12 protein-coding genes are annotated in these 11,875 nt (G+C 74.4%); 7 read left to right on the forward strand and 5 right to left on the reverse strand.

The genetic code is table 11. From position 1 onward, the window contains the following. Positions 1–85: 85 nt before the first annotated feature. The 3 genes from ACFOVU_RS04185 to mce all read right to left on the reverse strand — a co-directional run bounded on the left by ACFOVU_RS04185 (position 86) and on the right by mce (position 2,782). Entirely contained in the window at positions 86–403 is a 318-nt protein-coding gene (locus ACFOVU_RS04185) for an ATP/GTP-binding protein (protein WP_378529933.1), read from the reverse strand. Positions 404–599: 196 nt separating this feature from the next. Further along, positions 600–1,898, reverse strand: coding sequence for a DivIVA domain-containing protein (locus tag ACFOVU_RS04190; RefSeq protein ID WP_378529934.1), 1,299 nt, complete (start codon positions 1,896–1,898; stop codon positions 600–602). A gap of 443 nt (positions 1,899–2,341) precedes the next feature. Further along, positions 2,342–2,782, reverse strand: coding sequence for a methylmalonyl-CoA epimerase (gene mce / locus ACFOVU_RS04195; protein WP_378529935.1), 441 nt, complete (start codon positions 2,780–2,782; stop codon positions 2,342–2,344). An 87-nt stretch (positions 2,783–2,869) separates the two neighbouring features. On the opposite strand from mce, the gene ACFOVU_RS04200 reads away from it, so the two are divergent. Further along, on the forward strand, positions 2,870–4,057 hold the full coding sequence (locus ACFOVU_RS04200; RefSeq protein ID WP_378529936.1) for an acetyl-CoA C-acetyltransferase: 1,188 nt from the start codon (positions 2,870–2,872) through the stop codon (positions 4,055–4,057). Between the two features lie 121 nt (positions 4,058–4,178). Further along, positions 4,179–4,763, forward strand: coding sequence for a DinB family protein (locus ACFOVU_RS04205; RefSeq protein WP_378529937.1), 585 nt, complete (start codon positions 4,179–4,181; stop codon positions 4,761–4,763). Between the two features lie 40 nt (positions 4,764–4,803). Here ACFOVU_RS04205 and ACFOVU_RS04210 read toward each other — a convergent pair whose 3' ends face one another. Next, the gene (locus tag ACFOVU_RS04210) at positions 4,804–6,186 is read right to left on the reverse strand and encodes a sensor histidine kinase (protein ID WP_378529938.1); all 1,383 of its coding nucleotides are present in this window, start codon (positions 6,184–6,186) and stop codon (positions 4,804–4,806) included. A 1-nt stretch (position 6,187) separates the two neighbouring features. Continuing rightward, on the reverse strand, positions 6,188–6,880 hold the full coding sequence (locus ACFOVU_RS04215) for a response regulator transcription factor (protein ID WP_378529939.1): 693 nt from the start codon (positions 6,878–6,880) through the stop codon (positions 6,188–6,190). 149 nt (positions 6,881–7,029) lie between these two features. On the opposite strand from ACFOVU_RS04215, the gene ACFOVU_RS04220 reads away from it, so the two are divergent. The 5 genes from ACFOVU_RS04220 to meaB all read left to right on the forward strand — a co-directional run bounded on the left by ACFOVU_RS04220 (position 7,030) and on the right by meaB (position 11,645). Continuing rightward, the gene (locus ACFOVU_RS04220) at positions 7,030–7,245 is read left to right on the forward strand and encodes a hypothetical protein (RefSeq protein WP_378529940.1); all 216 of its coding nucleotides are present in this window, start codon (positions 7,030–7,032) and stop codon (positions 7,243–7,245) included. Next, positions 7,242–8,315 carry an AAA family ATPase gene (locus tag ACFOVU_RS04225; protein WP_378529941.1) on the forward strand — a complete coding sequence of 358 codons (1,074 nt, stop codon included), beginning with the start codon at positions 7,242–7,244 and terminating at the stop codon, positions 8,313–8,315. The genes ACFOVU_RS04220 and ACFOVU_RS04225 overlap by 4 nt, the downstream gene beginning before the upstream one ends. A 221-nt stretch (positions 8,316–8,536) precedes the next feature. Then, positions 8,537–9,286, forward strand: coding sequence for a DUF58 domain-containing protein (locus ACFOVU_RS04230; protein ID WP_378529942.1), 750 nt, complete (start codon positions 8,537–8,539; stop codon positions 9,284–9,286). Between the two features lie 520 nt (positions 9,287–9,806). Further along, positions 9,807–10,523, forward strand: coding sequence for a S1C family serine protease (locus ACFOVU_RS04235; RefSeq protein ID WP_378529943.1), 717 nt, complete (start codon positions 9,807–9,809; stop codon positions 10,521–10,523). A 168-nt stretch (positions 10,524–10,691) separates the two neighbouring features. Then, positions 10,692–11,645 carry a methylmalonyl Co-A mutase-associated GTPase MeaB gene (gene meaB / locus ACFOVU_RS04240; protein ID WP_378529944.1) on the forward strand — a complete coding sequence of 318 codons (954 nt, stop codon included), beginning with the start codon at positions 10,692–10,694 and terminating at the stop codon, positions 11,643–11,645. Positions 11,646–11,875: the final 230 nt, after the last annotated feature.

Raw genomic sequence — 11,875 nt, forward strand, 5'->3', positions numbered from 1 at the left:
CGTCACCGGCTCGTGGACGCGGCACGAGACCGTCGGATGGTGGTGGTGGGCGGCCGCGGCCCGGGAGGGCACGCGGCGCGCGCCGTCAGTGCCGCGGCGGGCGGACGCCCCGGTGGGCGCGCTTGTCCCAGCAGGAGGAGTGCCAGTGGCGGCGGTCGTCGCCGTCGCCGAACGGGCGCCAGGCCACCACGTGCGGCATGCCGGGCGGGATCTCCTGGTGGCAGCCCGGGCACCGGTAGGGCTTGGCCGCGGCGGCGCCACTGATCCGCCGCACCGCCCATTCGCCGTCGGGGCCGGTCTCCCGGCGCTCGCCGCCGGTGACGCGCAGCAGCAGCGCGTCGGGATCGGGCGTCGATCGGGCGGTGTCCCCCTTGCGGCGGGGGGAGTTGCGGCGCGGACTCACCCCTCCAGGGTAGGAGGCCCCCGCCCCCGCTCTCGAACCCGCCTCCCGAGCCCTCGGTCACACACCCTCCTCCGCCTCTGGCCGGACGCCCTTGCCGTGGGCCGTTGGAGCGGAGCGAGGACCAGGGCGGGAAAGCCGAGGGCCCCGATCCATCCGGATCGGGGCCCTCGGCGGTCTCGACAGCGGGGTGGCGGTCCTACTCCTGCCACCAGTCCTCGTTGTCGGCGCCCTTCTTGCCGGCGGAGACGGGCTGGCGGCCCGTGCCGTTGGTGGTGGACTCGATCGCGGGCTGCTCCTTGGCCGCGGCCACCGGCTGCGCGGCCGGGGCGGCCGGAGCGGGCGGCATCGCGCCGTCGCCGCCGCCGAGCAGCTGCCGCAGCTGCTGGAGGTGCGACTGGATGCTGTCGCGCTGGCGGGTGAGCTCGTCGACCTGCTGCTGGGCCGCGGTCATGATCCGGTCGGACTCGGACTTGGCGTCGCTGACCATGTGCTCGGCCTTGGACTTGGCCTCACCGTGGATCTGCTCGGCGTTCTTCTTGGCGTTGGCCACGACCTGCTTGGCGTGCTGCTCGGCGTCGCGGCGGGTCTGCTCGGCCTGGGAGCTGGCCTTGGTGGCGCGCTGCTCGGCGCTGGCGGCGCGCTCCTCGGCCTCCGACACCAGCTTCTGCGTGGCGGCCTGCGCGGCGGCCAAGCGCTCGGCGTCCTGGCGCTCGGCCTCCTCGCGGCGGCTGGCGAGCTGGATCTCGAACTCGGCCTCTTCCTGCGCCCGCTTGGCCTCGCTCTCCTCGGCCGCGCGCTGCGCCTGCGCGCGCATTTCGTCGGCCTGGCGCTTGGCGGTCTGGACGGTTTCGTCGCGCTCGCGCTTGGCGGACGCACGGGCCTGGGCGCACTCGCGCTCGGTGGTCGTGCGCAGCTTGGCGATCTCGCCCTCGAAGGTGGCGCGCTTCTCGGCGATCTCGTGGTCGACGGCCGAGCGCTTCTTCTGCACCTCGCGCTCGGTGGTCGACGTGAGCTCGTCGGACTCGCGCCGGGCCGTGGTGCGGATCTCCTCGGCCTCGCCCTCGGCGCTCTGCCGGGTCTCGTCGGCTTCGCGCTGGGCGGAGGTGCGGAGGTCGGTGGCCTCGTTCTCGGCCGCCGCGCGCATCTCGGCGGCCTCGATCTTGGCGCCGGCCTTGATGTCGCCGGCCTCGGCGCGGGCGCCCTGGACGAGTTCGGTGGCCTGTTCCTCGGCGAGGCGCAGCAGCTGCTCGATCCGCGCGCCCAGCCCGGAGTAGGTGGGACGGTCCTGCTCCTGGAGCTGGCGCTTGGCCTCGGCGAGGTCGGTGCGGCTCCGCTCGACCTCGTGGCGCGCCTGGTTCAGCTCCGCGTGCTTCTGCGCGATGTAGGTGGTGACCTGGTCCCGGTCGAAGCCGCGCAGCACCACGTCGAACTCGGTGGCCTGGCTGCCTTCCTCGAAGAAGTTGGTGAGCTGGGTTTCAATATTATTGGACGACATGTGGCGGGTTCCTGAACGGGAGACGAGACGGCTGCATTACGGGGGTCATGCTGTCGAGGACGGGGTGCGCGGTGCGCGTCGCCGTGTGCGGCCGGTCCCCACGCCTGGGTCCGGCGGGCTGTCCTCCGGGGAGGCTACTCCGCAAAGACCTGCCACGTAGGGAAGTTCGCTCCATCGGTATGGAGTCGTCGCCGGCATGCGAGGGACGCCATGTGCGCCGGACCCGGCTCGGACCTGCTCGGGCGGGGGGACAGGGACAGCGCCAGAGAACTGGCAGCTAGCAGACTTTACCAATCCCACGCCCCCTGGGAAGAGGGTTCGCGGTAATTCGTCCATGATGCGCCCCATATCCGTGGGGACAGACGTGCGCGGATGCCGAAAGTGACGGTTGGGTTACGCCTGCGGCGCTGTGCGGCCCGCTGGAGGCGCGGCCGCCGCCGCGCTCACCGTCCGTGTTCCCCGGCGCCCGCTGCCTGCACGATTTCGGTCAGCACGCCGCCGCAGTCCTTGGGGTGCAGGAAGGCGATGCGCGACCCCATCGACCCCGCGCGCGGCGCGGAGTCGAGCACGCGCACGCCCGTCGCGCCGATCGCCGCGGTCTCGGCGGCGACATCGGGGGTCCCGAACGCCACGTGGTGCACCCCCTCGCCGTTGCGGGCCAGGAACTTGGCGACCGGCGAATCCTCCCGGACGGGCTCCAGCAGTTGCAGGTAGGTGGCGTGGCCGTCGTCGGTGCCGTTGACCCGCAGCATGGCCTCGCGCACGCCCTGCTCCTCGTTGACCTCGACGTGGGCGACCTCGAATCCGTAGGTGGACCGGTAGAACTCGACGCTGGCGTCGAGGTCCCTGCACGCGATTCCGATGTGGTCGATTCGGGTGAGCATGGCGGTCCTCCCGGGGATCGGTCGCCGACGTGTATGTATCGTTGCAGACCCGAGCGACACAGCGTCACTGGAGTGTGGAGGCCCTCGATGCCCGGATCCGTCATCGTCAGTGGAGCGCGGACCCCCACCGGAAGGCTGCTCGGGTCGCTCGCCGGGTTCCGCGCCGTCGACCTCGGCGCCGTCGCCATCGAGGCGGTGCTCTCCCGCGCCGGCATCGCCGGCGGCCAGGTCGGCTACGTCGTCTTCGGCCAGGTCCTCCAGGCCGGCGAGGGGCAGATCCCCGCCCGCCAGGCCGCGGTCAAGGCCGGCATCCCCATGAACGTCCCCGCCCTGACCATCAACAAGGTCTGCCTCTCCGGGCTCGACGCCATCGCGCTCGCCGACCAGCTCATCGCCGCCGGGGAGTTCGACGTCGTCGTGGCGGGCGGCATGGAGTCCATGACCAACGCCCCCCACCTGCTGCCCAAGGCGCGCCACGGCTACAAGTACGGCTCCATCGAGGTGCTCGACGCCACCGCACACGACGGCCTGACCGACGCCTTCGACGGCGACTCCATGGGCGCCTCCACCGAGCGGCACAACAACCGGCTCGGCATCGGCCGCGAAGAGCAGGACGCCTTCGCCGCGCGCTCGCACCAGCGCGCCGCCGCCGCGATCAAGGACGGCCGCTTCGACGCCGAGATCGTGCCCGTGAGCATCCCGCAGCGCAAGGGCGAGCCGCGGCTGTTCACCGAGGACGAGGGCGTGCGCCCCGAGACCACCGCCGAATCCCTGGCCCGGCTGCGCCCGGCCTTCGACGCCGACGGCACCATCACCGCGGGCTCGTCCTCGCAGGTCTCCGACGGCGCCGCCGCCGTCGTGGTCATGAGCCGCGCCAAGGCCGAAGAGCTGGGCTGCACGGTCCTCGCCGAGATCGGCGCGCACGGCAACGTCGCCGGCCCCGACAACTCGTTGCACTCCCAGCCCGCCAACGCGATCCGCCACGCCCTGGGCAAGGCCGGCGCCGACGTCGCCGACCTGGACCTGATCGAGATCAACGAGGCGTTCGCGAGCGTGGCCGTGCAGTCGGTGCGCGATCTCGGGGTCTCCGAGGACATCGTGAACGTCGACGGCGGCGCCATCGCCCTGGGCCACCCGCTCGGGGCCTCCGGAGCGCGCATCGCCCTGCACCTCGTCCACGAGCTGCGCCGGCGCGGGGGCGGCCTCGGCGCCGCCGCGCTGTGCGGCGGCGGCGGCCAGGGCGACGCCCTGCTGTTCACCGTCCCGGGGGCCTGAGCCGCCGGCCGGGCAGGGCGGGCCCCGGCCGTGCCGGGGCCGTTACGCGTAGGGCGCAGCCCGCACGCCGAAGGCGAAAACGCCTTCCGGCCTGAGAACGGACTCACTACGGTCGGGGCCCATGACGAACACACCCCCCGCGGGCCCGCCCGGCGCCGCCGACGACGACGAACCCGCCGCCTTCTCTCCCGCGTGGACCCCGAGCCCCGTCGAGGCGCGGGTCCTCGGCGCCGCGACCGGCGCCGAGCGCGAGACCCTGGAGGCGTTCCTCGACTACCTGCGCGACGCCGTCGTCCGCAAGATCTCCGGGGTGAGCGAGGAGGACGCCCGCCGCCGCCTGGTGCCGTCGCACACCACGCTCGCCGGGATGCTGCCCCACCTGATCCTGGTCGAGAAGAACTGGTTCCACCGCACCCTCACCGGGCGCACGCGCGCCGAGATCGGCATCGAGCTGTCCGATCCCGACGACAGCTGGGCTGTTCCCGAGGGCGCGACCGTCGCCTCGCTCATCGCCGAATACGAGCGGGTCTGCGCGCGGTCGCGCGAGATCGCCGCCGGCTACAAGCTGGACGACCACGCGCCCCACGAGGAGGTCGGCGACGTGTCGCTGCGCTGGATCCTGGTCCACATGATCGAGGAGACCGGCCGGCACGCGGGCCACCTCGACATCCTCCGCGAGCAGCTCGACGGCGCCAAGGGGCAGTGATCCCCGCCGCCGCCCGCTGCGGCGGCCCGCCGGGACCCGGTCAGATCCGCGGGGCGTGCAGCACCGGCGACCGGTCGCCCAGCGGGTCGCCGGCGGGCGGTACGGCGGTGCGGCGGTCGGTGTCGGCCAGGGCGCGGTCGGGCAGCCACAGCACGAAGGTGCTGCCCACGCCCAGCGACGAATGGACCGCCACGGCGCCCCCGTGGCTCTCGGCGATCTGCCGCACGATCGCCAGCCCCAGGCCCACCCGCCGCTCGCCGGGGGTCAGCGGCGCCGAAGCGGTGCGCTCGGGCCGGCCGAACCGGTCGAAGATCCGGTCCTGGTCCGCGGCCGCGATCCCCGGCCCGTCGTCGCGCAGGGCGATCCACGCCCACCCGCTGTGGCTCCCGCACGCCAGCAGCAGTTCGCTACCGCCCGGGGCCATCCGCACGGCGTTGGACAGCAGGTTGTCGACCGCGCGGCGCAGCGCCTGCGGGTCGCCCGCCACCACCGGCCCGGGGGCCAGCCGGCGGGTCAGGCCCAGCTCGCGCTCGGCGGCCAGCACCGAGTACTCCTCGGCGGCCTCAGCGGCGATCGCGGCGGGGTCGACGTCGACGTCGGCGAACGCGGGGGAGTTGCGCCGCGCGGACGCCAGCAGGTCCTCCACCAGGCGGGTCATGCGCCCCGTTGCCCGCGTGACGATCTGCGCGGCCTGCGCCCGCGCGGCCGGGGCGGCGTCGTCGTGGGCGAGGACGGCGTCGACGTTGGCCTGGATGACGGCCAGCGGGTTGCGCAGCTCATGGGAGGCGTCGTCGACCATCTGCCGCTGCGCCGTGAACGCGCCCTCCAGCCGGTTGAGCATGTCGTCGACCGTGTCGGACAGGGCGCGCAGCTCGTCGCGCGGGCCCTCCGAGCCGATGCGCCGCGACAGGTCGGTGGCGGAGATGTCGCGGGCGGCGGCGGTGATGCGCCGGATCGGGCGCAGCGCCCGCCCCGACAGCCACCACCCCGTTGCCAGGCTGGCGAGGAACAGCCCGCCCGCCGCGGCCACCGAGTAGTCGCGCAGGTGGGTGAGCGCCTTGTAGTTGACCGCCGCCTCGACGCTGCGGATGTCGGCGGCCTCGAACTCCTGCCCCGCCTTGACCTGCCACGGGCCGCTCTCGTCCTCATAGACCTTCTGTGCCGTCACCGGCCGCAGCGGCTCGGCCTCCACGGTGCCGGACAGGGAGACGTAGATCCCGCCCAGGATCAGCAGCGCGAACCCGAAGAGCACCGCCGAGTACGTGACCGTCAGCCGGAACCGGATCGTCTGCGTCCACGCCGGCAGCCGGCCCCGCACCCCTGACCACCGGGTACCGGACCGGTCCCCGGCCCCGCTCCCGGCCTCGCTCCCCGCCGCCCCGCTCCCGGCTTCCGGGCCGGTCCCGCGCGCCTTCCCCCACATGTCACCGCTCCACCCGTAGCCGGTAGCCGCGGCCGATCACCGTCTCCAGGACCGGCCCCTCCCCGTCGGCGGTCAGCTTGCGCCGCAGTGTGCCGACCGTGACCCGCACGCTCTGCGTGAACGGGTCGGTGTTCTCGTCCCAGACGTGCTCCAGCAGCTCCTCGGCCGAGACCACATGGCCCGGCCGCGACATCATGTAGCGCAGCACGCCGAACTCCTTCAGCGTCAGCGACAGTTCACGGCCGTCGCGCGCCGCCAGGTGCCGTGCGCTGTCGAGGTAGAGGCCGCCGACCTCCAGCACGGCCGAGCCGCCCGTGACGTCCCTGCGCAGCAGCGCCCGGATCCGCGCCAACAGCTCCACCAGCGCGAACGGCTTGGTGATGTAGTCGTCGGCGCCCTCGTCGAGGCCGCGGACACGGTCGGACAGCCCGGAGCGGGCCGTCAGCATCAGGATGCGCAGCTCCGGCCCCGACGCCGTGGCGAGGTCGCCGCGCCGCACCGCGCGGCAGATCGTGAAGCCGTCGGAGTCGGGCAGGGTGATGTCGAGGATCATCAGGTCGTACTCGGTGACGGCCAGCTTCTCCGTGGCCTCGGCGGCCGTGGCCGCGGTGTCCACCGCGTAGCCCGCGCGGCCGAGACCGCTGCGCAGCGCACTGACCAACCCCTCTTCGTCTTCCACCACCAGAAGTCGCACGGACTCACCATAGCCGTGCGGGGAAGGCCCTCCAGGGTCGGCTTTCGGCGGATTTTCGGTGACGTTTCCGGGCGTTTTCGGGGGGCGCTGATGTGCTGTCCGGTGTCGGCCACCCGCGGCCGGCAGCGCGGACCGCGAAGGAGCCCCTCATGGCCGTACCGTCCCGGCGCAGCCGCAGCACCCTCGCGTGCGCCACGACCGGCCTTGCGGCCGGGCTGGTCCTGGCCGGCGCCGCCTACGCCGTCGTCGCCGATAGCCGCGGCGGCGGGCCGGCCTACGTCGAGATGGTGTGGTCGGCGCCGTCGGGGGACACCGCTCCGGCGGCTCCGGCCGCCAGGTCCGCCAGCCCGGAGTGGCGGCTGTGAGCGCCGGGCTGACCACCGGGGCCCTCCCGGACCTCGGGCCCGAGGAGCCCCCCGGGGCGCGGCGGGCCGGTGCCCGGGCGGCCCTGCTGGAGCGCACCCTCGCCGAGGTCGAGCGGGTCGTCGTCGGGCAGGACCGGCTGGTCGAGCGCCTGCTCGTGGGGCTGCTCGCCCGCGGCCACTGCCTGCTCGAAGGCGCACCGGGCGTCGCCAAGACCCTCGCGGCGCGCACCCTGGCCGACGTCATCGGGGGCCGGTTCGCCCGCCTCCGGCTCACCCCGGACCTGGTGCCCGCCGACGTCGTCGGCACCCGGGTGCGCCGGCCGTCGGGCGAGGGCTTCGAGACCGAACCCGGTCCCCTCTTCGCCCACCTCGTCCTGGCCGACGACATCGAGCTCGCCCCGGCCAAGGTGCGGTCCGCGCTGCTGGAGGCCATGGACGACGGGCAGGCCACCATCGCCGGGACCGCCCACCCGCTGCCGTCGCCGTTCCTGGTCCTGGCCACCCGGAACCCGCTCGGGCCGGACGGCGGCGGCCGTCCGCTGTCCGAGGCGCAGCGCGACCGGTTCCTGATGAAGCTGGTCGTGGACCACCCCGCCCCGCTGGACGAGCTGACCATCCTCCGGCGACGCACCGGCGCGCGCCCGCCCCGCGCCGCCGCCGTCCTCGACCCCGGGCTGGTCGCCGAATTGCAGGCGGCCGCCGATGACGTGTTCGTGCACGACGCCGTGGCCGAGTACATCGTGCGGCTGGTGCACGCCACCCGGGACCCCGCCGCCTACGGGCTCACGGCCGTGGCCCGGCTGCTGGAGTACGGTGCCGGGCCGCGCGCCACCCTCGGCCTGGCCGCCGCGGGCCGCGCGCTCGCGGTCCTGCGCGGCCGCGACTACCTGCTGCCCGGCGACGTCGCCGACGTCGCCACCGACGTGCTGGCCCACCGGCTCGTACCGACCCCCGCCGCCCTCGCCGGCGGCCACGATCCGCGCGCGGTCGCCGGCTGGGTGCTGGAGGGGGTGCCCCGGCCGGAGATCGTCCCATCGGGCACCGGCCCCTGGCCGGGCCCGCCGTCCTGAGCGCCGCAGCAACCGGCGCAACCGGATGCCTCACGCACCCGGGAACCGACCAACCCATGACCCTGGAGGGCGACATGAACGGGGATCGGAAGCGACTGCACGCAGTCCCGGACGGCGGGCTCCCCGCCGCCCGTTCACCGGAACCGCACGCGGCAGAGGCTCCACGGCAGGGACCGGAACCGCACGTGGCGAAGGGTTCGCGGCAGGGCCCGGAACCGCACGTGGCGAAGGCTTCGCGGCAGGGCCCGGGACCGCAGACGTGGGCCCTCGTCGACGCCGCGGCCGCCATGGACGTGGGGGACGCCGCCATGCCCAAGCGCGACCTGGCCACCTCGGTGGTCACCGCCGTCGCCCTCCTGGCCGAGCGCTCACCGGACCCGATAGGGGTGCGCATCGCCTACGGCGGGATGCTCGACACGGTCCCGGCGAACGACGGGCCGAAGCCGCTGCTGCGCACCCTGCGCACGCTGTACGGCCTGGCGGACCCGATCCCGTGGGCGGCTCCGGCCCTCGACCTGGCCGGCGCCCTGGACCGGCTGCACCTCGAACACCCCGGCCCCGGACTGCGGATCATCGCCTCCCCTTTCCCCGTCGCCGGAGACCGAACGGGCCCGCTGCCGTGGGAGGCCTCACTGCGCCGGCTGGCCGTCCGCCACGACGTCATCGCCGTGGAGATCGCCGACCCGCGCGAGCTGGCACTCCCGGACGTGGGGGTGGTCGCCCTGGTCGACCCGGCGACCGGACATCGGCGGGAGATCGCGACCTCCGACCCACGCCTACGCGAGCGCCACGCAGCCGCCGCACAGGCGATCGGCGAACGCCGCCGCGCCGCCTTCCACGCCGCCGGAGTCGCCCACGTCCGGCTTGGCACCGGCCATCCCTGGCTACGAGCCGCAGCAGCGGCGGCGGCCACCCCGGGGCGCGGGACGGAGAGGCCCGTCCCGGCCACGGGAAAGGCCGGCCGACCGTGATGGAACGTGCTTCGCGTGCTCCCGGGAGCGGCAGCGCAGGATCCGTCTCCTGCTTCGGGTGCTCCGGCGCCTCCGTTCTCCGCTTCCCACCGCCTACCGGATCCCGGCCACCGGAGAGAGGGCTGCCGATGACGAAGGCATCGCCGGTCCGTGCCGCGAGCGCGCGGCGGTCGACTGATTGGGGCGGGTCGGCCGAGCTATTTGCAGGGTTGGGCACTCTCGCTCCCGCCCGGTCCGCTTCCGTGGCCCGGAGGGGCCGGTGACTCCGGCCGGAGGGCCCCCGGTGCGTGGGCCCGACTTCTATTTTCCCGAGGTGCCCGGGCCCGCTCTCGGTGCCCCCTCGACGCGGGCGGTCCGCTCCTCCTGGGCGCCGCCGTCCCGGTCGCCCGCCCCGCCGCCCACGCCCACCGCGTCCGTGCCGTCGATTCCGGTCCCGCCCACCGCGGCCGCCATGCCGACCGCTGTTCCGGGCGGACCGCCGCCGGCTCGGCGTCGGGCTTGGGGGATCGTCGTCTCCGCGGTGCTGCTCGCCACCGTCTGCGGTGGGGCCGCCGGCTGGGTGGGCGCGGGTGCGGCCTCCGATAGCGCGTTCCAGGAGGCCGAGGCGCCGGTCGACCCGGCGGAGACCGCCGCGGTGTCGCCTCCCCCGACCGGCGGGGTCGCCGGCGCCGCCGCTGCCGTGCTCCCCAGCCTGGTGTCGGTCGAGACCGCGGTCACCTCGGGCTCCGGCTTCGCCTACGGAACCGGCGACCACGTGATCACCAACGCCCACGTGGTGGGCGATGCCGACGAGGTCCGCGTGGAGCGCTCCGGTGAGCGGCCCGTCGACGCCGCGGTGGTCGGCACGGACACCGCGAACGACATCGCCGTTCTGCACGCCCCCGATGCCGGGCTGGACCCCGTCCGGCTGGGAGACGCCGCCGCACTGCGGGTCGGCGACACGGTCCTGGCGGCCGGATCACCGCTGCGCCTGGCGGGGACGGTCACCTCGGGCATCGTCAGCGCCGTGGACCGCGAAGCGCAGCTCGGCGACACGGGAGACCCGCAGCCGGTCATCCAGACCGACGCCGCCATCAACGTCGGCAACTCCGGCGGCCCGCTGATCGACGCCGCCGGGCGGGTCGTCGGGGTCAACACCGCGATCGCGACCATGGGAAGCGGCAGCGGAAGCATCGGCATCGGCTTCGCCGTTCCCATCGACCGGGCTGCGGAGGCGGCCGATGACCTCATCGGCTGATCCCGCCGGCCCCCGACCGATCCGGCCGGGCGGGCTGGGCCGTGCCAACCCGGCCGGATCGCTGCGACGGGGCTTGTTTCTTGGTGTTTCTTGGTCACCTCCGCCGCTCCGTATGAGCGGCGCTTGCGATACTCGGGCGGACCGGGACCTTCAGCGCCGAGGAGTCAGATGGACGTCCGCGAACTCGTCGACCGCACGCTGCACGGCGACCCACGCGCCATTGCGCGCGCGATCTCCCTGGTGGAGAACGCGTCGCCCGCTCTGCGGGAGATCATGTCCGGGCTCGCGCCGCACACCGGGCGGGCCCGGATCATCGGGCTCACGGGGGCGCCCGGCGTGGGCAAGTCCACCAGTACCAGCGCCCTGGTGGCGCGGCTGCGGGGGCGGGGCACCAGCGTCGCCGTCCTCGCGGTCGACCCCTCCTCGCCCTTCACCGGGGGCGCCCTGCTCGGTGACCGGGTCCGCATGCAGGAACACGCGGGTGACAACGGGGTGTTCATCCGGTCGATGGCCAGCCGCGGGCACCTGGGCGGGCTGTCCTGGGCCACCCCGCACGCGCTGCGCGTGCTCGACGCAGCGGGGTTCGAGGTGATCCTCGTCGAGACGGTCGGCGTGGGCCAGGCCGAGGTGGACATCGCCCGCCACGCCGATACCACGGTCGTGCTGAGCGCGCCGGGCATGGGCGACAGCGTGCAGGCGGCCAAGGCGGGCGTCCTGGAGATCGCCGACGTCTTCGTGGTCAACAAGGCCGACCGCGAGGGCGCGCACGCCACCGTGCGCGAGCTGCGCCAGATGATCGCCCACGTCGACCGCCCCGCCGGAGCGTGGAAACCGCCCATCGTGAGCACCGTCGCCGCCAAGGGTGAGGGCGTGGCCGAGCTGCTGGGCCGGCTCGACGAGCACGCCGCCCACCTGCGCAGCAGCGGCGGCCTGGAGGTGCGGCGCACCGCACGGGCGCGCGAGGAGATCGAGGCGATCACCGTGCGCGCCCTGAGGGAGCGCCTGGGGGACGTGCACGGCCACTCCGCCCTCGACAAGCTCGCCGACGCGGTGGCGCGCGGCCACACCGACCCCTACTCCGCCGCCGAGGCGGTCGTGGCCGCCCTCACGGAAGCGGGGTGACGCCCCGGATTCGTGTCAGCACTGTAAATAGTGCCGGTCGACACGCCGACACAAGAGGGGATCCGTTCGCTCGCGGCGAATTCGGGACACGAAATGGGCTTCGAGTAGTTGGATGTAAGCAGGACATCCCTGGAAAAGCCGTGCCGGCACGGTGCCCCCTGGTGGGGTTTCTCCCCGGGGGCTGGTTTGCGGAAAGTGGGGTTCGGGTTTTCCGTCCCTGTCTGACCGCT

The sequence above is a fragment of the Nocardiopsis sediminis genome, from assembly GCF_042650565.1.
Classification (GTDB): domain Bacteria; phylum Actinomycetota; class Actinomycetes; order Streptosporangiales; family Streptosporangiaceae; genus Nocardiopsis_B; species Nocardiopsis_B sediminis.

Bases quoted from the DNA above. Each gene is read 5' to 3' on its own strand.
- ACFOVU_RS04190 (WP_378529934.1), bottom strand. From the start codon at position 1,898: ATGTCGTCCAATAATATTGAAACCCAGCTCACCAACTTCTTCGAGGAA.
- mce (WP_378529935.1), bottom strand. From the start codon at position 2,782: ATGCTCACCCGAATCGACCACATCGGAATCGCGTGCAGGGACCTCGAC.
- ACFOVU_RS04200 (WP_378529936.1), top strand. From the start codon at position 2,870: ATGCCCGGATCCGTCATCGTCAGTGGAGCGCGGACCCCCACCGGAAGG.
- ACFOVU_RS04205 (WP_378529937.1), top strand. From the start codon at position 4,179: ATGACGAACACACCCCCCGCGGGCCCGCCCGGCGCCGCCGACGACGAC.
- ACFOVU_RS04210 (WP_378529938.1), bottom strand. From the start codon at position 6,186: ATGTGGGGGAAGGCGCGCGGGACCGGCCCGGAAGCCGGGAGCGGGGCG.
- ACFOVU_RS04220 (WP_378529940.1), top strand. From the start codon at position 7,030: ATGGCCGTACCGTCCCGGCGCAGCCGCAGCACCCTCGCGTGCGCCACG.
- meaB (WP_378529944.1), top strand. From the start codon at position 10,692: ATGGACGTCCGCGAACTCGTCGACCGCACGCTGCACGGCGACCCACGC.